We start from the raw sequence: 24,355 nt of genomic DNA, 5'->3' as shown, positions 1-24,355 counted from the left end.
AATTTCTTCGCGATTCTCATTATAGCATGACCAAAGGCTTGTTGTATCTGAAATGATAGTCATTCTCGATGAATGTACAAAAAGTTAGTTAGGTTAGCGCAAGTCTTTGTGTGAATTACCGCCCAGGAGACTTCCTTTAGCGACCGTAATTGTCTATTTAAAGCCCCAGCCTTTCTATTTAACGACCGTAATTCCTTGTTCAGTAACCCAAATGATTTTATGGAAACTAATAACTTGAGATTTGAAGCATCGAATTTAAAAAAGAGGCTGGGACAAAACCTAGACTCTAATTGAAAAACGCGCACGGCAGAAAATTCTGCTGTGCGCGCGTTTTTGTGTACAAAAATAAGGACAACTTCTGATAGAATTGAGTCACCACAACAAAATCCAAATCGAAAGAAGTGTCCTTATGTTTAAAAATTATAACATGAATCAACTAGTGTTACCTCTAGATATCGAGATGAAGTTATCAAAAGATGATATCGCCTTCTCTATCGACCGTCTGGTCGAGACTATCCCCGATGAAGCCTTCCACGAATTTCGACGTGACAATGGTTGTCCAGCTTATCACCCAAAGATGATGTTGAAGATCATTCTCTGTGCATACACCCAATCCACATTCTCCGGTCGCAAGATCGAAGACCTGACAAAGGACAGCCTAAGAATCATGTGGCTTGCCCAAGGACACCAACCCAGTTATCGTACGATCAACCGTTTCCGTGTACAACCCGCAATGAACGCACTCATCAAAGAATGTTTCATCCAGTTCCGCAATCGTCTTGTGGCAGAAGACCTGATCGATCAAGATGCGATCTTCATTGATGGGACCAAGATCGAGGCGGACGCAAACAAGTTCACATTCGTCTGGAAACGAGCCGTAGAAAAATATCTGACAAGCCTGACTGAGAAATCCAAGCAGATGTATGAAGAACTTTTCAAAGCCAACATCATGCCTGCTCTAGAGGTCGAGGAAGGTCTCACGGCTGAACAGATGTCCTTGATGGCGGACAAGCTCGAAGAGCATGTCCACGAGAAGACGGCGCAGATCGAGTCCACCGAAGACGTGGCTAAACGAAAGAAGATACGATCAGAACGAAAAGAACCAAAGAAGCTACTAAAACTGATCAAGGACATGCTTGTCCGAAAACATCGTTATGAGATCGACCTGGGGATCATGGGTGAGCGAAACAGTTATTCCAAGACTGACAAGGATGCCACGTTCATGCGGATGAAAGATGATTATATGAGGAACGGTCAATTGAAACCTGGCTACAACTTACAGATCGCAACAGAAAATCAATATACTCTGGCTTATGCAGTATTCCCAAATCCAAGTGACTCGAAGACGATGGTTCCTTTCCTAGACAAAATTGAAGATGATTTCTTCGAACTTCCTGAACATATCGTGGCGGATGCGGGTTATGGCAGCGAGCCGAACTATAACGACATCCTAGTGAAACGCCAAAAGACACCACTCATCACTTATGGTCAGTATCTTCGAGAACAGAAGAAGGCCTATAAAAACAACCCATTCCAGACAGCGAATTGGACCTATGACGAAACAACGGATTCCTATGAATGCCCTAACTCTAAACGTCTTAACTTCTCCCATTTGAGCGTACGCAGAGACAAGACTGGTTTCGAACGCCAGTTTAAAGTATATCGAGCGGAAGACTGTGGCGGTTGTCCATTCCGATCACAGTGTACAAAGGCACACGAGGGAACCAATCGCACGATGTCTGTGAATGTCACCTGGGAAGAACAAAAAGAATATGTGAGAACCAAGCTTTCAGAAGAAAAGACCGGGTCTATCTATCGCCGTCGCAAGACGGACGTGGAACCAGTTTTTGGATTCTTGAAAGCTAATTTGGGTTTCACTCGTGCCTCCGTTCGCACTCGACCAAAGGTCGAGAACGATATCGGATTGGCACTTATGGCGGTGAACTTGAGAAAATATGCGGCCAGAGTGTAGAAACTCTGGCCGCATACTAGAAAAACCCATAAAAAATGACCATCAATCAATCTCGATGGTCATTTTTTATATTATCGGCTATGTTTTGTCCCAGCCTCTTGTTGTATTATTTCCAACCTACTTGGTTGAAGATCATGATAGTTTTAGCATTGTTTGTACCAAGTTCAGACAATGGAATATCTTGCTCTTTGAACTCACCCCATGTTTTAAGAAGTTCAGAAGCTGGTACACCTTCGTTTACTGGGTACTCATAGTTAGTTTCTGCAAACACTTCTTGTGCCGCATCAGCTGATAAAAACTCAAGAAGCTTGATTGCGTTTTCTTTGTTTTTCGATCCTTTAACAACACCAGCACCTGAAATGTTCACGTGTGTTCCAGTTGTTTCTTGGTTCGGGAAGAAGACGCCTAGGTTTTCTGCAACTTTTACTTCTTCTGGATCTTCAGAGTTTAACATTTGACCTAGATAGTATGTGTTCATGATAGCTACATCACCAATACCTGCTGCAATGGCTTTTGCTTGGTCACGGTCGCCACCTTCAGGGTCACGAGCGAAGTTGTTCACAAGGCCTTGTGCCCACTCAGTTGCTTTTTCTTCTCCATCAATAGAGATGAATGAAGCAAGTAATGATTGGTTGTAAACATTCTCAGAAGAACGGATTAAGATACGGCCATTCCACTCGTCTTCTGTTAAAGCTTCATAAGTAGACAAATCTTCTGGTTGAACTGTGTCTTTATTATAAACTAATACTCGTGCACGTTTTGTTAGACCAAACCATTGGTTGTCTCCGTCACGGTACTTTTCAGGAATTTGTTCAGCAAGGACATCACTTTGCGCTGCTTCTAAAACGCCTTCTTCTTTTGCACGGAACAAACGACCTACGTCAGCTGTGTAAAGAAGATCTGCTTCAGTTGCTTCGCCTTCACGTTTGATACGCTCAAGAAGCTCATCTGCTTCCCCTTTGATTACGTTTACTTGGATTCCTGTCTCTTCCGTAAACTGAGCATAAAGTTCATCATCGACATCATAGTGACGGCTCGTATAAAGATTTACTTCACCTGATTCTTCTGTTGCTTCTGGTGCTGTAGATGTTTCTGTCTCTGTTGTTTCGTTGCTCGATGAGCATGCTGCTAGAAATAGTACCAAAATGGCAATCAGTGACAATATTTTTTTCATGATGTGGCTCCTTTTCTAATTGATAATGAATTTCATTTCCATTGACTAGTATAGCCTTATTGAGAATGAAAATCAACAAAAAAAGCGAAAAAGTTTAATTACTTTCTCGCCAGTTGATTCCTTGCAATTCAATTGGAGTTGTTAGCGCTTTGATACGCTCAAGAATACGACCTGCTTTGACAGGTTCCTTCTCACCACGTTGCGTGGTTGTAAAGTGATGCTTCAGTTCATCATAAGTGAAATTCGAAGAGATGAATGTTGGTAAACCTTGTGCCATGCGATGCTGCAAAATCGTGCCAATGATATCATCGCGTGTCCAACTAGACATCGTTTCAGCTCCTAGATCATCGAGCATCAAAACAGGCGCATTTTTCACGACCTCCATTTTTTCAGCTAGCGAATTTTCTTGGATAGACTGACGCATTTCACGTAAAAATTCTGGCACGTAGACGAGAACCGTGGCAATTTGAAGATCAGCCAGCTCATTCGCGATAGCGCCTAAAATATAGGACTTCCCAACACCAAACGGTCCATGAACATAAAAACCTTTTTCCGGAAGGGAGTGTGTCTCTTTATACGATTTAATAAAATTATTGGCCGCTCGAAGTGCTAAGAAACGAGATTCATCATTTAATTCCACATTAGAAAATGTGGCTGCTAGTACATCCTTTGGCATGTGCATGCTGTGAATCATTGCAGAAATAGATTGTCGCTCGTCTTCAATGCGTCCGTTTCGGCACCTTAAATAATCTAATTCGATTCGACCTCTCCCCATGACGAGCTTCGGTTCAAACCCTTTAATTAAATTGACACAACCTGCTACATTTGGACACCTGTCACAGTCATGTGTTTGTTCAATATATTCATATAACTTGCTCATACTTGTTTCTAAGACTGCGGGTGATACTTCAGATGAATGAGCTTGCAGAAAATCTTGGACATCCCGATTTTCCACTACTTCTTTTTTCATTTCTTCCATTCGAGTTGCAAATGAAGGATTTGTGATCATTCTCTTCAATGTTCGATTAATGGGTTCCACATCACTCACCGGCCTTTCGTTGCGCTAATTTCTGCAAGCAACTTTTGACGTTCTGCTTCAATATCAAAGGTTGAATCTTTTGGCTTTTTGGCTGTTGATTTTTTATCCAACCACTCCGGAACTTTTTCTTGTCGCTTATATGGCTTCCCGGAAGAAGACTGCGTGGTCTCTCCATTTTTCCACTTCATGTACTGCGAATGTTCTTGCCGAGCCAATTGCATTGCTTCTTTAGCCGTTTTCACATTTTTTCTCACCCAGTGAGAAGCAATCTTTTCAGCGAAGCTTTTGGTCAGCTTCATATCTGTACGAAGCATCACGTATTGAATCAACACATTGACCACGCCGACAGGCATCTCATAAACAGTAGCAAAGCGATTCACAAGTTCAATATCTGCAGGAAACGGTTCTTTCCCTCCTGCACTGTCACGCAGAACATCAAGCGGTGAACTGGTTTCAAGATAGGCAAGATATTCTCTTTCTTTTGACTGTTTTTCAGAACTTGCTTCTTGTTGAGTTGGTTCCTCAACAGCTGGTGCCGCACTAACTGATCGAAGAGAAACAGGTTGGGAAGCCTTTAATTTAAAGTAATCTTCACAAGATTTCTTCAAGCGTTCCGTTGAAATAACCGTTGGATCATCCACAGCTAACAAAATGATCTTTTGCATGTCGAGAGGTGAAAAACCATATAAAAAAGCAAGTTTGGCTATCAATTGTTTGATTTCAAGTGTCAGTAATTTTCTAGGCAGCATATGCTCGCTCAAGCCATCGAGTAAAAGCTGAAAATCAAAATCATGATCAAACTCATAGCTACCACTTGCCGGCGTTTCAATGCCACCTGGTACCTTCGTTTGCTTTAAATTCGGTTGAAAGACATCTGTAAATGTGCGGGTGATTTCTTCGGTATTCATTTTCCACTGCACGTTTTGCTTATAACGGCCTTCTAATTGACGATAGCCATAATCCCCTACCTTGTTCCACAAAAATATGGAAAGGAGAGGATCGGCAAAAAAGGCATGAGGCGTTAACGGCTTTTGAATTTCGTAATAAAATCTTTGTGAATCGTCCGATTGCGCGCGCCATGTGCGCAAAAGCCCAATAGCCTCTAAGTGCGCTCGGGCTTCAAAGATTCGCTTAATGGGAACTGATAGGGCATTCATCAAAGTGTAGTGATTATATTCCGTATCTTTCACATCGTTCATTGTCCATAGCTGCTGATAGAGCGTAAACGCTTCAGGCCCAATGAGCGGTTGATAGAGCATCGTGATCGTCTGAAGGTCTTCACTGGAAAGAGGAGCAGCGACACGTGTTTTAAATGTATCCATTGGTTGCAATTCTTTGTGTAACATCTGCTCTCCCCCTTTCTAGTTTTGGGATGGGTTACGCTTTAATAATTCGCGCACTTCTTCCATGAAGACATTAATATCTTTGAACTGGCGGTAAACCGAGGCAAAACGGACATAGGCTACTTCGTCGACCGCTGCCAACTTCTCCATCACTTGTTCACCGACATGTTCTGATTTGACTTCAGAATTACCTGTGCGTCGTAACTCTTTTTCAATCGTAAACACTACTTCTTCTAATTGTTCAAGAGTGACTGGTCGTTTTTCACAGGCCCGAATAAGGCCACGTAACATTTTTTCTCGACTGAACTCTTCTCGTGAACCGTCCTTTTTAACAACAATTAAGGGTGTTTCTTCAACTTTTTCAAATGTAGTGAAGCGGAAGCCACATTGCTCGCATTCTCGTCTTCTGCGTATCGATTTATTTTCATCGACTGGCCGGGAATCGACTACTTTCGTGCCATTGTATTGGCAGGAAGGACATCTCATAGTTTACGCTCCTATTTGCTCGTATTTCATTCATTATACTAAAGTTGATGCAGTTCTGCATCCACAGAAAAAGCAGAGGGAGTCTCCCCTCTGCTTGTAGTTTAAACAGTTTGTAATGATTTGGCTGCAACTGGACCCATACCGCGTGGAAGCTCCATCAGTTCGCGAGTCTTCGCGTTCAGTGCTTCGGCTATGTAATTGGCTGCAATTGTTGGATCTAGGTCACCGCATGTGTATACGTCGATACTAGCGTAGCCATGTTCCGGAAAGCTGTGGATCGTTAAGTGTGACTCTGAAATGATGACCACTCCACTTACACCTTGAGGTGCAAATTTATGAAATGCAACTTCGCGAACTTCCGCACCTGATTTCAGTGCAGCATCTACAAAAGTTTGTTCAATAAAGTTCATATCATTCAGTTTGTCAAAATCACATTCCCACAGTTCAGCAATGATGTGACGTCCCATTGTTTCCAATGTCCGTTTCCCCCTTTGACTGGATTTTTTAATCAAAGTGACTACCACGGGGGAAAGTTAGTCCAGAGAGGTCCTAACCCTTTAAGTAGCCGGTGCTTTTTTAGCACGATTTTCATTATAGGGGGCTTGTGTGGGAATTGCAATAAAAAGTTACAAACAAATTTAATTTTTCTGAGCTTAAGTTCCTTCTTTGAAGATTGCATTAAGAGCGAAAAAAATTAGAACATGAACTTCTTCTAATCCAGTTGCATTTACAAAGCTTGTTTTTTAGTTCAAATTTAGAACAAAAAGGACTGGGCCAAGAACTTCTTCTAATCCGGAGGCATCTTCCGAAGCTTGCTTTTAATATCAAATTAAGAACGAAAAGGACTGGGCCAAAAACTTCTTCTAATCCGGAGGCATCTTCCGAAGCTTGCTTACAAGTTCAAATTAAGAACGAAAAGGACCTGTGGCCCTCTCTTTTCAGAGTGGGCCACAGGCGCGAATCTTCTTAGTTCGAGCTTACACAAGCTTCTCCAGTTGCATCCAGCTGGTTGAAGTTCTTTTTTTCAGGAAGTTGTGAGTTTCAATGATGGTGAGTCGGCTCTGCCTCTAGTTGAATATTTATTAGAACTAGTTCATTCGAACTTGACTTAGTAGGTGGCAGGCTGTGCTAACGCAAGGCCTGATTTAGATTGTGAACATTCACCTTATAGGTCAGCGAGATTACTGCACATAGATTTATAAGGCAACTTCTGTATTACTTAAAGCCCTTACTAGTAAGATCTTGACCATTTAAAGTGGTTTAGTCTCAGAGGAGTGTTCATCGAAATCATTTTCTCAGTCATCACTGATCTAATCGATCATCAGAATGGATTAATCACTCATCAGAATGGATTAATCACTCATCAGAATTGTTTTTCCCTTCATCACCAGGTAGTAATCGCTCATCAATGATTTAATCGATCATCAAAATGGATCAATCACTCATCAGAATCGTTTTATCCTTCATCACAGCGTACAATTCGCTCATCACGGATTCAATGCCACTACCTTAATCAAATTGAAATCCCGGAAGCCAGGTTACCATTTCCCTGGCCAACTGAGTTTTACCGAGACCCGGCAACGCAGACGAAAGTGCTCTCCTTTCGTCTGACGTGGGGAGGCTCGAAGAAACTCCCCTAGGAAATGGTGTTCTGGCTGGAGGGATTTCAAATCTAACTTAGATTAATTTATTTAACTTCTCTGGGAGAAAGGTGTTCTAGCTAGAGGGATTTCAGATCTTACTTAAATTGATTTAGTAACCTTCTCTTGAAGTAAGGTTTTCTAATTGGAGGGATTTCAACGCCATCTAAACCCTAAGAAAAAAGCCCCTCTCAAATGAGAAGGACTCAAGATTCATTAGCTTATGCTGTGATAGCTTCTAAAGATTTTGCAACTTTTTGTGTTAGATCAACCACGCGAGCTGAATAGCCCCACTCGTTGTCGTACCAAGCCAAAACTTTCACTTTACGCTCACCAATTACCATAGTCGTTAACCCATCGACAGTTGCAGAAGCAGTTGTCGTGTTGAAATCAACAGAAACTAATGGGTCTTGAGTGATCGCTAAGATGCCATTCATTGAACCGGCAGCAGCTTTTTCGAAAGCTAGGTTTACTTCTTCAACCGTTACGTCACGTTCAACGTCTACAACTAAATCTACAAGAGAAACGTTTGGAGTTGGAACGCGAAGTGCCAAACCGTGTACTTTGCCTTGTAATTCAGGTAGAACAAGTGTCAATGCTTTTGCAGCACCTGTTGAAGTAGGAATGATCGACTGAGCACATGCACGTGCACGACGAAGATCTTTGTGCGGGTTGTCCAAGTTATTTTGGTCATTTGTATAGGCATGAACCGTTGTCATTAAACCATTTACAATGCCGAATTCATCGTTTAATACTTTTGCTACAGGAGCTAAACAGTTCGTTGTACAGCTTGCATTGGAAATGACATCATGCTTTTCTAAATCTAGCTTGTCATCATTTACTCCAAGTACAACAGTGATATCCTCATTCTTACCAGGAGCCGTTAAGATGACTTTCTTAGCGCCAGCTTCTAGGTGAAGTGCAGCTCCAGAACGTTCATTGAACTTCCCTGTTGCTTCGATTACGATATCTACGCCAAGATCATGCCAAGGTAAGTTAGCCGGATTGCGATCGCTCACAATTTGTATGCGCTTTCCATTTACGATAAGCGCATTTTCAGCCGTTTCGACTTCCCCTTGGAATGTTCCATGAACTGAATCGTAACGAATGAGATGTGCGAGTGTTTCGACTGGGTAACTAGCATTGATTGCCACAATTGAAATGTCATCCTTTAAAATTGCCTGGCGGAATACCATCCGTCCAATTCGTCCAAAACCATTAATCGCAATAGAAGCTGTCATATATACCGTTCCTCCTGTTAACTATGTGATACTAATTCACTTAATATGCAATTAGTATAGCACATTAGAGTAGTAGTGGTGCACTAATCCCTATGTTCACAAAAAGTTCTATTATTCTGACTCCTCTCGTCTCCATTTTGTGACGAGACGATCGATTTCATCATGTAATTGTTCCAAAGTGTCATTGTTCCAAATGACTTCATCTGCCCACTCTACTTTGTCTGTAATAGAAATTTGTGAGGCAATACGGGAGACAGCTTCTTCCTCGGAAAGGTTATTCCTCGCGATTAGACGGCGAAGTTGAATCTCGGGAGTGGTAGCGACGACTAAAATTCGATCGACAAAATGCTCCAGCTTACTTTCAAATAATAGTGGGATATCTAAAATCACGATTTTTTTACCTTGTGCTAGATGTAGGTCTTTTTGGCGCAGCATTTCTTGTCGTATTGCAGGATGGATGATGCTGTTCAGCAATTGTCGCTTTGCAGCATCTCCAAAAATTTGTTTTCCAACTTCTTCACGGTTCATCGTGCCGTCTGAATGAATGGCTTGTTCACCAAATGCCTCTTTGATTTTTTGAAGTGTTGTCGTACCTGGCTCTACTACATCTCGAGCAATGACGTCCGCATCTACAATCGGCAGTCCATGTTCTTTTAAGCGCTTCGCCACTGTGCTCTTTCCTGTGGCGATACTTCCCGTTAAACCTATTATCATGGGGACCTCCTATTTCTGACAGTTCGGGCAATACGTCGATGTTCTGCCGCCAATCACTAGTTGTTTTGTTGGCGTCTCACAGACTGGACAAACTTTCTTGCCATACATTTTAAGAAAATGTTGCATACTTCCCGCTCCACCGTTGACATTGCGGTAATCGGATATGCTGCTGCCTCCACGGTTAATACTCTCTTGCAACACTTCTACTATTGCTTTATATAATTCTATTCTACTTTTTTCTGAAATGCGACTGACCTGTCGATTTGGATGAATTTTCATTCGGAAAAGTGCCTCAGTTGCATAGATATTGCCACAGCCTGAAATAACATGTCCATCCATAATAAATGCCTTGATTGGTTTGGACTTGTATTTTGAAAGCTTAGCCATGGCTAAGTAATGAGGCAACCCTTCCTCAGAAAATGGCTCTGGTGCCATTAACATTAGAGGCGGATGATCTTCAACTTGATTTAATAAACGCATCTCACCAAATCTTCGGATGTCTGAGTAGACCAGTGAATAGCCGCCAGACAATTGAAAAATGACATGCACATGGTTGCGAAACTTTGTTTCTGTAATCTCACTAAGTTCATGGACGGGGAACCAAGCCCCCGTCATGCCAAGGTGACCGACTAATAGTGCGGCACCTTCGCCATCCATTAACTCAAAAAACATGTATTTTGAACGACGAGTTAAAGCTGTGATGCGATAACCGGTCACTTGTTGAGCAAAATCAGCGGGTGACTCCCCTTTGATGATGGCTTGTTTTCCCTGCTGATGACTTTTCAAAAGTTGTTCCGAGATCTGAACAGATAAAATAGTTTGATCAACTACAAAGGGGCGAAGAGATTCGACGACGCCCTCGACTTCTGGTAGTTCAGGCATGGTGATCCCTCCTTATTTTGTTTCATACCATGTGGATCCATGCGCATAGTCAACTTTTAGTGGTACGGATAGTTCTACAGCGTGCTCCATCACTTGAGGAACTAACTGTTGAATTTGCTCTAATTCATCTAAAGGCACCTCGAAAATCAATTCATCATGCACTTGAAGTAACATTTTTGTGCGCAATCCTCGTGACTCAAGTTCACGATCCATATCAATCATCGCTTTTTTAATGATGTCTGCTGCACTACCTTGAATTGGCGTATTCATTGCTGTACGCTCTGCAAAACCACGTAAGTTGAAGTTTGAACTTGTGATTTCTGGTAAGTAGCGACGGCGATTCATAAGAGTGGTAACAAACCCGTGCTTTTTCGCTTCTGAAATGGCATCGTCCATAAATTGTTTGACACCTGGGAAGCTAGTTAAATAATTATCAATAAATGTGGCGGCTTCTTTACGCGTGATTGTCAGACTCTGAGACAATCCATAATCACTAATCCCATAAATGATACCGAAGTTTACTGCCTTTGCTGCGCGACGCATATTGGCATCGACATCTTCCGCTTTTACATTGAAAACGTCCATTGCCGTTTGAGTGTGAATATCCCGGTCTTCTTGGAATGCACGAACAAGTTTTTCATCTTGAGACATATGCGCCATGACACGTAGTTCGATTTGAGAGTAATCTGCCGCAAATAGAACCCAGTCTTTTTCAGAGGGCACAAACGCTTGACGAATTTTTCTTCCTTCTTCGATTCGAATAGGTATGTTCTGCAAATTCGGATTTATTGAACTTAGACGCCCAGTCGATGTCAGCGCTTGTTGGTAGCGGGTATGCACTTTACCATCTTCATGAATTTCTTTAAGTAGGCCCTCAATATAGGTAGACTGAAGTTTCATTAATTGTCGGTAGAGTAAAATCTCAGCGATGATTTCATGCTCACCTTGCAATTTTTCTAAGACATCGGCTGCTGTGGAGTATCCTGTCTTTGTCTTCTTGATAGGTGTTAAGCCAATCTTTTCAAATAAAATGACGCCAAGTTGTTTAGGTGAATTAATATTGAACTCTTGACCGGCCATTTGGTGAATACGAATTTCAATTTGTTCTAGGCGACCACGAAGAGCGACTCCCATATCTTCTAGTGTTTTTCGGTCCACTTTTACGCCAAACGATTCCATTTCTCCTAAAACACTAGCCAGCGGCAATTCTAGATCGTGGTACAAATCGTACTGTTTATTTTCCTTTAATTTGTCTTCTACTGGACTCTTCAATTTCCACACAGCATCGGCTTTGCGAATGGCATGGTGAAAGAGCTCATCTTCCGCAGGTGCTTTCTTTTTGGCACCTTTCCCGTATACTGCTTCGTCTTCATCCACTTCTGAATAACCGAAGTGCTTGGCAAGTGAGGCAAGGTCTTGGGAAGATGAAATGGAAGGATCTGAAATGTAAGCCGCTAATAATAAATCAAAGCTAGCTCCTTTCAACTCGCAGCCAAATCGTTTAGAGACAGCTTGAAACGCTTTAACATCGTAACAGCGCTTTTCTTTAGTAACATCTTCTAAATAACGTTTAAAAGCTGGTTGTGAAAACGAAGAATCTCCCTGCATCACGTATCTCTTTTTGTCGGTAGATAAAACGACCGCTAACACTTCGGCAGTATGGTAGTGTTCAGAAAATAGTTCGATGTGAAGTGTCATATCCTCTTCAAAATGAGCCTCTGTCCATTCTGAAACAACCTCAAAATTAATGGCTTCCAGTTCTTTTGATTCGGTCTCAAAGGAAGACTTTTCAAGAAGCGTTTTGAATTGCAGCTGTTGCCAAATGGCATGTACTGCCTCCATCTCAGGTCCAGAATAAGCTAGAGAGTCTAACGTGATCTGGACGGGTGCTGCACGTTCAATTGTGGCGAGTTGTTTACTAATGTAGGCAAGTTCTTCATTTGCCACTAATTTCTCTTTCATTTTAGACGCTTTCATCTCGTCAATATGTTGATAAACTCCTTCGACAGACTGATGCGCCGCTAAAAGTTTAATAGCTGTCTTTTCACCAACACCCGGAACACCTGGAATATTATCAGATGCATCTCCCATTAACCCTTTCATATCGATAATTTGAAGAGGTGTTAATCCGTACTTTTCTTGAATATGGGAAGGCGTATAATGTTCTAAGTCTGTAATACCTTTGCGTGTGATTTGAACAGTTGTGCTGTCGCTAGCTAATTGCGTTAAATCTTTGTCTCCACTGATGATAATGGTTTCGTACCCTGCTTGTTCTGCTTGCAAGGAAAGTGTTCCGATAATATCATCGGCTTCGTATTGATCAAGTTCATATTGTGGAATGTTGTAGGCCTCTACCAATTTGCGAATATAGGCGAATTGCTCAGAAAGTTCAGGTGGCGTTTTTTGACGTCCTCCTTTGTATTCTGAAAACGTGGCATGCCTGAAAGTCGTTTTCCCAGCGTCCCAAGCGATGAGCATGTGGGTCGGCTTTTCTTCTTCTACTATCTTTTGAAGCATTATCGTAAAACCGTATGTTGCATTTGTATGAATCCCTTGTTCATTAGTCAATAGAGGAAGTGCAAAGAATGCACGATACGCTAAACTATTGCCATCTACAAGTACTACTTTTTGATTAGTCACTACTGTCACTCCTTTTAATAAACGAAAAACCTTGCCTTCAGTTTACCATGACTGAAAGCAAGGTGTTGTCTTTACGGTGTGATCCCCGAAAGAAATTGTGCGTATGGTGAGTCTGACGGTAAGATAATCACCGTATCTTCACCAATAGTAGCTTTGTACGATTCTAACGTACGGAAAAGGTTATAGAATTCTGGATCTTTAGAGAAAGACTCATTATAGATACGTGCTGCTTCTGCTTCCCCTTCGGAAATAATAACAGCGGCTTCCCGCTCAGCATTGGCAATAATCTCACGTACTTGACGGTCTGTCTCAGCTTCAATTCGACGTTTGTCAGCGTCCCCTTCAGACAAGAACTTCTGGGCAATTTTTTCACGTTCTGAAATCATGTCTTGATAAACGGCTTGTTCGTTCTCAACCGGAAGATCAGTACGTTTGATGCGAACATCCAATACTTCAATTCCATAATTATCAGCTGTCAGCAATTCGTTGACACGTGCCGTGACTTGCTCACCTAAGCTGCCTCGTGAGGTATCTTCATCATTTATAATTTCTGCGTAAGCTAGACGTCCAAGTTCCGTTCGGACAACTGAGTAGATGAACTCTTCCATACGTGACTCTGCGTTAATCAATGTCCCCGCATTGGCAATCATCAACTGTGGATTGTTGACCTTCCAAACCGCGTAGTTATCAATAATGATTCGGCGTTTGTCGAGCGTGTTGATTTCAGCTTCTGAGATTTCATAGTTCATCAAATATTTAGGAACGGTAGTCGTGCTTTGGATAAAGGGTATTGTTACGCCTAAACCAGGTTCGTCGACCACTTTCACGATTTCTCCAAATTGACGCACAATCTTGAACTCGCCTTCGCGCACTACGTAAACATTCGTGAGCAAGATGACAAGTAGTATAAAGATGAACAGAAACCCACCGACCAATTTGCCGTGCTTCTTCCAATCAACTTTAAAATCTGAAGCAGGCTTAGCTGTTTTCTTCTTTTTATTTAAAGCAAATCGTTCTTCGAGTGAGACGAATTTCGTATCTTTTTCGGTCATTCGTTGTCAGTCCCTTCTGAAACGACTGGAGCGCTTGCACGAGGTCCAGCAAGTGGTAAGTAGGTCATCGTCCCACTGTCGTCATTCATGATGTAAAGCTGTGCATTAGGCAAGACGGCTTCTAATGTCTCTAACACTAAACGATCACGTGTGATTTGTTCATTTTGTGCGTATTCGGCATACAATTCATTAAAAAGAGCGACGTCTCCACGTGCTTGTTCAATACGGGCAATTTTTTCACCTGTAGCATTCGAGATGATGGCATCTTTTTCACCATTCGCTTCTCCAAAGCGTTGGTTCTCGTATCGACCGGCTTGGTTCACTTTAATATTTTTCTGTTCTTCTGCATCACGAACGGCTGTGAATGCTTGACGAACCTCTTCATTTGGAAGTTCTACATCTTGAAGATTGACAGATAATACAGTGATTCCAATATCGTACTTTGTCACAAGGTCAGCAAGTAAGTCTCGGGTTGCTGCTTCAATCTCCGCTTTTCCGGAAGTTAACGCATCGTCAATTCTAGAGCTACCAATGACAGAGCGTATGGAAGCCGATGTAGCAGAGTGAAGTAACTCACGTGGGTCTTCTGAGTTGAACAAATAGTCACGAGGGCTTGTAATTCGCCATTGAACTACTAAGTCTGCTAGTACAATGTTGTCATCTCCCGTGATCATTTTTGTTTCGTCATCATAGGAGACAATCTCACCATCGGCCGATTGTTGGTAGCCAAATTGAAGACTGAATGTCTCTTTCGATAGTTTTTCTACCTTTTGAATGGGCCAAGGCATTTTAAATTTTAATCCTGGTTCTGTGATCGGGTCTCCTGCGTCACCAAATGTGATGACAATGGCTTGTTCCGATTCATCGACTGTATACCATGATGTGGCAACTGCAATAAGAACAAGTAGTCCTGCAATCGAGACACCGATAATCGTAAGTAAGCGTTTTGTGGTCATTATGTAGACTCCTTTCGTTTGTCTCTTGTTTATACGGAGGACTTAATAAAAAGTTTCACAAAAAGAAAACCGAGCCAGCGAATTTGCTGACTCGGCTCTCTTTTTCCAGTTTGGAAAAGGGGTTACCTTTATACTAAGCGTTTTATGTAAAGCTGGTGTGAAGCGCTTGTTAAGATTCCCACTGATTATTTTTATATTTACGGTAATAATTAAACTGGCGGGCAATTAAATAGAATTTTCGTTTTACATTCGTGTCGCCTTTGTAGAACATCGGGTTGCCCCACTTGCCCTGACGAATCAATTTTCGGCATTCTTCATTGATGGCATGATTGTCCACAAATTGCTTCAGAACGATTTTAGGAACGACAGTAAACAAATACTCCGTATTCAAATATGTCAGATTCTTTTCTTGCCCTAAAATCACATCGTCTACAAAGTACTTTGCCATATTGTGTCCGCAGGCGGTTGTGTAATAGCTTGAACGACCTTGACGAATATTGACCTCAAACACTTTGTATTTCCCATCACGCGCATCATATTTCAAATCGAAGTTAGCAAAACCTTGATAGCCAACCGCTTCTAAAAAGTGTTGTAGTTTTTTTAGTAATTCTTCATCATAGCGCGTTACAAGTGCAGTATAGTTCCCTATCGCAGTAACCGTATGTTCTTGTAAGACGACCTGTGCGAGTGTGCCTAATTCTGCTTTGCCTTTAGAATTCATATAAAAGACAGAATCCCACATAAAGGTGTCATCACCTGGAATAAAGTCTTGAAGAATCATATCTTCTTGATAGCCTGAGGCATTGACTTGATCAAGAACCTTCTGCAATTCCTGTTTAGATTCGACTCGATAGACCTTTTGTTGACCAGGGAACTTGTTCTTATAATACTCGACTCCGTTACTAGGTTTGATGATTAGCGGGAACTGAACTTCTTTATCAAAGATTCCTTGTTCCTTGCAGCTGTAAAAATAGGTTTCTGGTGTATCTAAACCATGTTCATCGCAAAGTCGATAAAAGTTCTTTTTGACCAATAGGTTGTTCATCAATTCCTCTGACATGTAATTGAATACATACCACTGGCGCAACTCCTCTTGGTGTTCAATGATTAACCGAACATAAAAATCATTGGTACCAATGAGTAGAAGTTTCACATCTTGTTGCTCATATTTTATAGCTACTTTTTCTAAGATGGATACGAAGGCTTCTTTATTCCAAAGATTTTTATCGTATTCAATCGCTAATGGAATAGAGCTGAGACTTGTAAAGGACATTTCCTCTTTTCCTACAAGAACGGAATGTACGCCGTATTCTTCATGAAAAGAGATCGCCATATTATAGGCATTCATATCGGTACCGATAATCACCGGTAAAAATTTCTGTTGCATGCTGTTCCTCCAAACTAGATAGTGGCAATCGGGATGAACACACGAAAAGTTGTTCCTTTGCCCACTTCACTTTCCACTTCAATTTTTCCTTGATGGGCTTCCACCAAGTGCTTTACTATGGCTAACCCAAGCCCTGTTCCCCCACTGTTGCGAGAACGTGCTTTATCGACGCGGTAAAAACGTTCAAAAATTCGGGAAAGCTCATCTGAACTTATACCTATTCCTTCATCACGAATGACTAGGACTCCAAACTGCCCTTCTCTGTAACTTGATAGGGCGATGGCTGTATGAGAGCTTGAGTACGTAATGGCATTGCTTACGAGATTGACGACGACTTGAAGTAAGCGATTTTCATCGCCTTTTACTAGCAGATGCTGCCCTTCCTCAATCACAGGATGAATGTCTTTAGCTGCTGACGCTTGACTAGTGATTTGTAAAGCACGCTGGAATAGCATATCGATAGACACTGGAGCTTTGGATAAGACAAAAGCTTGTTGCTCCATTTTTGAAAGGTCCAGTAGATCATCTATTAAAAGCTGAAGACGGTCGCTCTCTAGTTTAATGATTTCTAGGAATTCTAGCAAGGTCTCTTCTTTTTGATAGGCCCCGTAAAGCAAGGTCTCTGTGAATCCTTTGATTGAGGTCACGGGAGTTTTCAGCTCATGCGATACGTTGGCCACAAAGTCTTGTCGTACTTTCTCTAATCGTTTTAACTCTGTTATATCATGAATGACTATGACCATTCCTAGCCACTTGCCATATTCACCAATTACAGGCGCACCGTAGCATTCTGTATAGCGCAACCCTTTCGCTGTTTGAAGCTGGAGTTGTTGCCGTGTTGGCGTCTCAGTCATCAGCAATTGATAGGCAAACGCCTGCAATTCTTCAGGCAGTCCTATATCTTGGTAGTTCCGAGATCGCACTTTATCAAAGTGCAAGCCGAACAATCCACCAAACGTTTTATTCATGATACTGATATTTCCCGAACGTCCTAACACAATCAGACCAGAGCCCATTGTCTCAATAAGTGTTTTGAGTCGCTCTTGCTCACTCTCTCGTTGCTGCGACATTTCTTGTAGATTCCGCGCTAAAACATTCAAGGAGTGTGTTAGCGGTGTGATTCCCGTCAATTCATCTTCAAATACTCGTGCAGTGTAATCTCCATCCGCTAATTGAATCGCGGTATGGGAGATGTCATCAATAGGCTTGATATACCGAGCAAGTACAATACTGGCGACCCAAAGGGACACTAAAAAGAAGATGCCCAGCACAATGAATAAGACGATATAAAATAAATAAAGATCTTCACGGTCCACATTCATGCGTTGCTCAAACACAATAGGAAAAAGCTGTCCAAGCACGATGCCTAAAGAAGCAAGCATCACAGCATGAAGGACAGCAAAAACGAACAAAAGTCGACTATAGAATGTTTTCATCCTTTTTTCGGCTCCTCAAATTTGTATCCAAGGCCACGAATGGTTTTAATATAAAACGGCTTACGACTATTCTCTTCAATCTTCTCGCGAACATGACTGACATGGACATCCACAATGCGTGTGTCCCCCGCAAAGTCATAATTCCACACAGAACTCAACAACTGATCACGTGTCAGTACACGATTTTTATTTTCCACTAAATAGACAAGTAGCTCAAATTCTTTTGGGGTAAACTCCAAACTTTCTCCGTTTTTGACGACTTCAAAACGTTCAGGATAAATGACGAGATCCCCGAACTGATACTTTTTCTCCCCGTTGAAATCCACTTGGTCGCTCAATTGCGACCTTCTAAGAAGTGCTTTGACACGCGCTAACACTTCACGAGGACTAAATGGTTTAGTCATATAATCATCTGCGCCTAATTCTAACCCTAGTACTTTATCAAACTCTGCATCTTTTGCTGTAAGCATGATAATTGGCACTTGGTTCTTCTGCAGTCTTAAATTTTTACAAATATCCATGCCGTCCATATGAGGGAGCATCCAATCCAATAATATGAGATCGGGCTGTTCATTCTGCGCTTTTTCTAACCCTTCGCGGCCATCAGTCGCGTTAATTACCTCGTAGCCCGCATCTTTTAGATTATATGTGAGTAATGTTTGTATAGATTGTTCGTCTTCCACTACAAGAATTTTAGCCATTGTCGTTCCTCCTCAGTGATATGAAAACCCCTTTTCAAACCTGAGTTCTAGAAATTCTCCATCGATTGTTCCATCATACGGTTTGATAATTTAGGGGGACTGACATGCATCTCTCCTGTAACTACCAATTCACCTGCTTCATTCTTCGCTTCTACAGCAACAATAACTTGGTTGGTTTCCGTCTTTACATCTGTTACTTCGAAAATAAATTCAAGCGTGTCGTAATGAAAGCTTGGGTTTGGAAACGATAGGTTCTGTTGAAAGACATGGGAGCCTGGGCCCGGCATGTATTTGGATACTGCTGATGTGACAATCCCCGTTAACATGATTGTCGGGACGATAGGTTTCCCGAACGGCGTTTTCATGGCATAGTCATGTTGAATATAGAGTGGATTTGCATCATTGGTAAGGCCTAAATATAAGAGTAAATCTTTATCTTCAATTTTTTCAGTAATTACGAGTTTCTCGCCTACTGACATGTCTTCAATTTTTCTGCCGAGTTTTCGTTTCTTCCCTAGTAACACGAGCAATTCCTCCATTCATCCCTTTGCTTCTAGTGTAACAAGAAAGGCAATTGCTCGCTAGTGTAATAAAATTCGGACTTGTCTCTTTAAAAGTTCAAAGTCAAAACGATAAGATCAGGGAATGAACTTCTCCTAATCCAGATGAATCTTACGAAGCTTGCTTTCAAGTTCAAATTAAGAACGAAAAGGACTTGGCCCGCTCAAATCGAGCGGACCAAGCGCGAATCTTCTTAGTTCGAACATACACAAGCTTCTCCAGTTGCATCTGGTTAGTTGAAGTTCTTTTTTTCAGGAAGTGGTGACTTGCAACTTTTTCGAGTCGGCTCTGCCTAAACTTATCTAGTGTTTTTCAAGTTTTGCTCGATTTTACAAGCTAGAAAACCGCTGCGCTAACGCGAGGCTCGATTGAGTAATGAACCAAACACAGTGTAGGTCAGCGAGATGGAGGTCATTGCTTTTTTAAAGGCAAAACCTTTAATACTTAAAGCCCTTACTAGTAAGATCTTGACCATTTTAGTTGGTTTGTCTCTGTGAGTGTTCATGATATCACTATTAATGCTCATCACTATTTAAATCACTCATCAGAATAGTTTAATCCATCATCACAGCACGTTTTTCGCTCATCACCATTATAAATCACTCATCAGAACGGTTTAATCCTTCATCACAGCGTTTTTTTCGCTCATCACGAATTTAAATCACTCATCAGAATAATTTTTTCCTTCATCACAGCGATTTTTTCGCTCATCACAGATTCAATGCCACTAACTTAATCAATTTGAAGTCCTGGAAGCCAGGTTACCATTTCCCAGGCCAACTGAGTTTTGCCGAGACCCGGCAACGCAGCCGAAAGCGCTCTCCCTTCGGCTGACGTGGGGAGGCTCGCAGAAACTCACCTAGGAAATGGTGTTCTGGGTGGAGGGACTTCAAATGCCTCTTAAATCGATTTAGTAAAATTCTCTTGATGGATGCTGTTCTGGGTGGAGAGATTTCAAATGCCCCTTAAATCGATTTAGTAAAATTCTCTTGATGGATGCTGTTCTGGGTGAAGGGACTTCAAATGCCTCTTAATTCGATTTAGTAAAATTCTCTTGATGGATGCTATTCTGGGTGGAGAGATTTCAAATCCCAGTTAAATTAAACAAGTAGCTATAAATCAAAAAACCGGACCCTCTAAAGAGGATCCGGAAATGAGCAATTACATGTTTTTAATTAATTCGTCAGCAAACTCAGAACACTTAACTTCTGTAGCGCCATCCATTAAACGAGCAAAATCATAAGTTACCACTTTAGCAGCAATTGATTTTTCCATAGAATCCATGATCAATTTAGCAGCTTCTGTCCATCCTAAGTGCTCAAGCATTAAAACGCCTGAAAGAATAACAGATGAAGGGTTTACTTTATCAAGACCTGCATATTTTGGAGCCGTCCCGTGAGTCGCTTCGAAAATAGCGTGACCTGTGATGTAGTTGATGTTAGCACCAGGTGCGATCCCGATACCACCAACTTGTGCAGCTAATGCGTCAGAAATGTAATCTCCGTTAAGGTTCATTGTTGCAACAACATCGAACTCTTTAGGACGCGTTAAGATTTGTTGTAAGAAGATATCAGCAATTGAATCTTTTACAAGGATTTTTCCAGAAGCAAGTGCATCGCTTTGTGCTTTGTCAGCAGCTTCTGTGCCTTGACCTTCTTTAATTTTGTCATACTGATTCCAAGTGAATACTTTATCGCCGAATTCTTGCTCAGCCACTTCATAGCCCCAGTTCTTGAAAGCTCCTTCAGTGAACTTCATGATGTTACCTTTGTGAACAAGAGTTAATGATTCGCGGTTTTCTTTGATTGCATACTCAAGAGAAGCACGTACTAAACGCTTTGTACCTTCTTCAGAAACTGGTTTGATCCCGATTCCAGAAGTTTCAGGGAAACGGATGTTTTTAACGCCCATTTCGCTTTGTAAGAAGTCGATTAATTTTTTCACTTCGTCTGAACCTTTAGCATACTCAATACCTGCATAGATATCTTCTGTGTTTTCACGGAAGATGACCATGTTTGTATCTTCTGGACGACGAACTGGTGAAGGAACACCGTCGAAGTAGCGTACTGGACGTACACAAGCATATAGGTCAAGTTCTTGACGTAGTGCAACGTTTAATGAGCGAATTCCTCCACCGATTGGTGTTGTAAGAGGTCCTTTAATAGCAAGAAGGTACTCATTGATTGTGTCTAAAGTTTCTTGTGGCAACCACTCACCCGTTTGGTTGAATGCTTTTTCACCAGCAAGTACTTCTTTCCACTGAATCTTCTTTTCGCCGTTGTAAGCTTTTTCAACAGAAGCGTCTAAAACGCGTACTGCTGCGTTCCAGATATCTGGGCCAGTGCCGTCGCCTTCGATGAATGGAATGATTGGTTCATTGGGTACGTTAAGTACACCGTTTTCTACTGTAATTTTACCGTTTGTCATTGTTATTCCTCCTAAAGGTCATGAGTAAAGGGCTAGACGCATAAAATGCGGTAGCCCTCGTCGTACTGATTAGCGCTCGTCAATCGGTACGTAAGTCTGCATGCCAGGTCCTGTATATTCAGCACGTGGGCGAATGAGACGGTTGTCTGAATATTGCTCTAAAATGTGAGCTGTCCAACCAGATACACGGGAAACCGCGAAGATTGGTGTGAACAAGTCATGATCAATATTCAATGAGTGGTACACTGATGCCGAATAGAAATCCACATTTGGTGGAAGTTTCTTCTGGCCAGTTACTAGCTCTTCAATTTTAACAGACATCTCGTACCATTTCGACTCTCCGCGTAAAGTCGTCAACTTTTGTGACATTTCGCGAAGGTGTTTTGCACGAGGGTCGCCATTGCGATATACGCGGTGACCGAAGCCCATAATTTTTTCTTTGTTGTCAAGTTTGTTTTGAATGTAGCTCTCTACGTTCTCTACTGAGCCGATTTCAGATAACATCTTCATTACTTGCTCGTTTGCACCGCCGTGAAGTGGTCCTTTTAAAGCTCCGATAGCAGCAACTACACCAGAATACATGTCAGAAAGTGTTGCGACACATACACGTGCAGTGAATGTAGAAGCATTTAACTCATGGTCTGCATGTAAAACAAGTGCTTTGTCGAACGCTTCAATTTCAATTGCTTCTGGCTCTTTACCAGAAAGCATGTATAAGAAGTTAGCCGCGTATGTTAAATCGTGACGAGGCTGGATTGGCTCTTCGCCTTTACGAACACGAGCAAATGCTGTTACTAATGTTGGTAATTTTGCTTGTAGCTTAATTGCTTTTAAGTAGTTAGCTTCATCTGACATGTCTTCTGCTGCTTCGTCAAATAGACCAAGCATAGAAACTGCTGTACGCAATGCTGTCATTGGGTGTACAGATTGAATGTCATATGTTTTAAAATGAGCTAAAACTTCAGCAGGAACTGCCATATGGTCAGCAAGCTGTTGCTTAAGTTCTGCTAATTCAGCGTGCTTAGGAAGACGCTTGTGCCATAAAAGGTAGACAACTTCTTCAAAGCTTGCGTTGTTCGTTAAATCATCAATGTCATAGCCAACATAAGTCAACGTATCGTCAATAATTGAGCTGATCGCTGATTGTGTCGCTACAACACCTTCAAGTCCACGTGTGGATGTCATGTGTCTCTCTCCTTTGAATTGTTTCGTATGTACCTCAACAACCTTACTTTCGTATTATAGCTAATTATGGCGGGTTTGTGAATGAAAACGCTTGAATTTATAAATAAATAACAATTGTTTGTTAGTTAATTTCCTAAATATTTGAAAAGATTGGATGTAATTGATGAAAAACACGGATAGAAAATACATCTATATTATGTTGTTTTTCTGCGGTTTGACTCTCTTTCTTTACTATTTGACACCCATTTACACAGCGCTATTTTTAGCCTTTACTCTTGCCCCGCTTGTCACATGGACGATGCGCCATAAAGTGCTTTTCAGTAGTTGCCTTTTAGTGATAGGTTTTGGCATCTGGAAATTCACACCTCTTCTTCAACAAGAACTTACTTTTGCATTTAAGGGTCTTCTCTCTCTACTGCATACATTGCAATCAGAAATGACCGGCAATTTTTCTACAAGTAGTTGGACAGAAAAAATTGTCACCCAATTAGAAAGTTATTTATCGGCAGAAACTGTAGTTAGTTCGATACAACTTTCCAGTGCATTTATTATGGAATGCGCGCTGTTCCTCTCCCTCTTCCTATTAGCACTTATCACGTTTACGAAACAACCCAATTGGATCATTGCTTGGTTACCCAAACGAAAGCAAGTGTCACTTCGACCCGTTGTTCAACAAGCACAGACCGTCACAACTCTTTTCTTTAGAAATGAATTTATTTTAATTGGAGTGACTTGGCTAGCAAGCTCCTTGTTTTTACTTGTTATTCAGTTCCCTCATGCTTTTCTTGTCGGCTTAGGCATCGCCATTTTAGATGTCATACCATTTTTAGGCGTGAGCATTTTTTACTTGCCCTTAAGTTTTTATTTCTTTACTACATCACATACTTTGGAAGCTCTTCTGACACTGCTGTTCTTTTTCTTATTAGTTTTAACACGTCATTTACTTGAACCTCTACTTTGGAAGCAAAGAGTGCAACTCCCTGCATTAGTGGTGTTGCTCATATTATCTAGCTCCTTACTCTTATTAGGAGTAAAAGGGTTCTTGCTGATTCCCATCTGTTTTGTCATTGCGGGGTATATACAACTAGAAAAAGAGCCTGTCCACTAAACGGGACAGGCTCAAAATTAACGGACAATAACGATATTGCCTTTGCGAATTTTTCGTTGAATGAAACGATTAATTACTGGACGGTACAATTGACGGGTTGGGCGAATAAGAAGTGAAATACCTACAGCGTCTGTTAAAAATCCTGGTAGTAAGACTAATACTGCACCAATACCGATAAGAACACCATCTACTACAGTATTAGCTGGATGTTCTCCTCGTTCAATTTGACGAGGTAAATCTTTAAATGCTTGAATTCCAACTGATTTGACTAGATAGATTCCTACGACTCCCGAAAGCAAAATCAAACCTAGCGTCCAAAAGACGCCAATAGCTTTCCCAACGGTTAAAAATAAAACCAGTTCAGTAATTGGAATCAATAATACAGCTAAAATGATCCATTTCACGAAATCA

The 24,355-nt window shown here is 41.5% G+C and carries 20 protein-coding genes; 2 read left to right on the top strand and 18 right to left on the bottom strand.

Annotated features, from left to right (window positions below; genetic code table 11):
- The first annotated feature begins 409 nt into the window (after positions 1-409).
- Complete coding sequence (locus MKY84_RS07190) at positions 410-1,972, top strand: IS1182 family transposase (RefSeq protein ID WP_342525129.1); 1,563 nt, start codon at positions 410-412, stop codon at positions 1,970-1,972.
- 106 nt (positions 1,973-2,078) lie between these two features.
- Here the strand turns inward: MKY84_RS07190 and MKY84_RS07185 are convergent, their stop codons facing one another.
- From MKY84_RS07185 to citZ, 17 genes are all read right to left on the bottom strand, one after another.
- The gene (locus tag MKY84_RS07185; RefSeq protein WP_342525128.1) at positions 2,079-3,146 is read right to left on the bottom strand and encodes a Fe(3+) ABC transporter substrate-binding protein; all 1,068 of its coding nucleotides are present in this window, start codon (positions 3,144-3,146) and stop codon (positions 2,079-2,081) included.
- 94 nt (positions 3,147-3,240) lie between these two features.
- The gene (gene dnaI / locus MKY84_RS07180; protein ID WP_342525127.1) at positions 3,241-4,185 is read right to left on the bottom strand and encodes a primosomal protein DnaI; all 945 of its coding nucleotides are present in this window, start codon (positions 4,183-4,185) and stop codon (positions 3,241-3,243) included.
- Positions 4,186-4,190: 5 nt separating this feature from the next.
- On the bottom strand, positions 4,191-5,531 hold the full coding sequence (locus MKY84_RS07175) for a DnaD domain protein (protein WP_342525126.1): 1,341 nt from the start codon (positions 5,529-5,531) through the stop codon (positions 4,191-4,193).
- Between the two features lie 15 nt (positions 5,532-5,546).
- Positions 5,547-6,014 (bottom strand): transcriptional regulator NrdR, encoded by a 468-nt coding sequence (gene nrdR, locus MKY84_RS07170; protein WP_342525125.1) that lies wholly within the window; start codon positions 6,012-6,014, stop codon positions 5,547-5,549.
- Positions 6,015-6,115: 101 nt separating this feature from the next.
- A complete protein-coding gene (gene speD / locus MKY84_RS07165; RefSeq protein ID WP_342525124.1) occupies positions 6,116-6,490 on the bottom strand; it encodes an adenosylmethionine decarboxylase in 375 nt (124 codons plus the stop codon).
- Between the two features lie 1,385 nt (positions 6,491-7,875).
- A complete protein-coding gene (locus tag MKY84_RS07160) occupies positions 7,876-8,895 on the bottom strand; it encodes a glyceraldehyde-3-phosphate dehydrogenase (protein ID WP_342525123.1) in 1,020 nt (339 codons plus the stop codon).
- 111 nt (positions 8,896-9,006) lie between these two features.
- The gene (gene coaE, locus MKY84_RS07155; protein WP_342525122.1) at positions 9,007-9,609 is read right to left on the bottom strand and encodes a dephospho-CoA kinase; all 603 of its coding nucleotides are present in this window, start codon (positions 9,607-9,609) and stop codon (positions 9,007-9,009) included.
- 9 nt (positions 9,610-9,618) lie between these two features.
- Complete coding sequence (mutM, locus tag MKY84_RS07150; RefSeq protein WP_342525121.1) at positions 9,619-10,491, bottom strand: bifunctional DNA-formamidopyrimidine glycosylase/DNA-(apurinic or apyrimidinic site) lyase; 873 nt, start codon at positions 10,489-10,491, stop codon at positions 9,619-9,621.
- A 12-nt stretch (positions 10,492-10,503) separates the two neighbouring features.
- On the bottom strand, positions 10,504-13,131 hold the full coding sequence (gene polA, locus MKY84_RS07145) for a DNA polymerase I (protein ID WP_342525120.1): 2,628 nt from the start codon (positions 13,129-13,131) through the stop codon (positions 10,504-10,506).
- Between the two features lie 71 nt (positions 13,132-13,202).
- The gene (locus tag MKY84_RS07140) at positions 13,203-14,183 is read right to left on the bottom strand and encodes a protease modulator HflC (RefSeq protein WP_342525119.1); all 981 of its coding nucleotides are present in this window, start codon (positions 14,181-14,183) and stop codon (positions 13,203-13,205) included.
- Positions 14,180-15,139: an FtsH protease activity modulator HflK gene (gene hflK / locus MKY84_RS07135; RefSeq protein ID WP_342525118.1), complete on the bottom strand. Its 960-nt coding sequence runs from the start codon at positions 15,137-15,139 to the stop codon at positions 14,180-14,182. Before hflK ends, MKY84_RS07140 begins: the two co-directional genes overlap by 4 nt.
- 169 nt (positions 15,140-15,308) lie before the next feature.
- A complete protein-coding gene (locus MKY84_RS07130) occupies positions 15,309-16,526 on the bottom strand; it encodes a carboxylate--amine ligase (RefSeq protein WP_342525117.1) in 1,218 nt (405 codons plus the stop codon).
- A 14-nt stretch (positions 16,527-16,540) separates the two neighbouring features.
- On the bottom strand, positions 16,541-17,962 hold the full coding sequence (locus MKY84_RS07125) for an ATP-binding protein (RefSeq protein WP_342525116.1): 1,422 nt from the start codon (positions 17,960-17,962) through the stop codon (positions 16,541-16,543).
- A complete protein-coding gene (locus MKY84_RS07120; RefSeq protein ID WP_342525115.1) occupies positions 17,959-18,663 on the bottom strand; it encodes a response regulator transcription factor in 705 nt (234 codons plus the stop codon). Before MKY84_RS07120 ends, MKY84_RS07125 begins: the two co-directional genes overlap by 4 nt.
- Before the next feature lie 47 nt (positions 18,664-18,710).
- Positions 18,711-19,187, bottom strand: coding sequence for a MaoC/PaaZ C-terminal domain-containing protein (locus MKY84_RS07115; protein WP_342528862.1), 477 nt, complete (start codon positions 19,185-19,187; stop codon positions 18,711-18,713).
- Positions 19,188-20,385: 1,198 nt separating this feature from the next.
- On the bottom strand, positions 20,386-21,651 hold the full coding sequence (gene icd, locus MKY84_RS07110) for an NADP-dependent isocitrate dehydrogenase (RefSeq protein WP_342525114.1): 1,266 nt from the start codon (positions 21,649-21,651) through the stop codon (positions 20,386-20,388).
- A 69-nt stretch (positions 21,652-21,720) separates the two neighbouring features.
- Positions 21,721-22,836, bottom strand: a complete 1,116-nt coding sequence (gene citZ / locus MKY84_RS07105; protein WP_342525113.1) for a citrate synthase — start codon at positions 22,834-22,836, stop codon at positions 21,721-21,723.
- Positions 22,837-22,999: 163 nt separating this feature from the next.
- On the opposite strand from citZ, the gene MKY84_RS07100 reads away from it, so the two are divergent.
- Positions 23,000-23,944 carry an AI-2E family transporter gene (locus tag MKY84_RS07100; RefSeq protein WP_342525112.1) on the top strand — a complete coding sequence of 315 codons (945 nt, stop codon included), beginning with the start codon at positions 23,000-23,002 and terminating at the stop codon, positions 23,942-23,944.
- A gap of 17 nt (positions 23,945-23,961) precedes the next feature.
- Here the strand turns inward: MKY84_RS07100 and MKY84_RS07095 are convergent, their stop codons facing one another.
- Positions 23,962-24,348, bottom strand: coding sequence for an FxsA family protein (locus MKY84_RS07095; protein ID WP_342525111.1), 387 nt, complete (start codon positions 24,346-24,348; stop codon positions 23,962-23,964).
- Between the last annotated feature and the right edge of the window lie 7 nt (positions 24,349-24,355).

The sequence above is a fragment of the Chryseomicrobium sp. FSL W7-1435 genome (assembly GCF_038595005.1).
Taxonomy (GTDB): Bacteria; Bacillota; Bacilli; order Bacillales_A; family Planococcaceae; genus Chryseomicrobium.
This window is presented reverse-complemented; position numbering and strand designations above follow the sequence as displayed.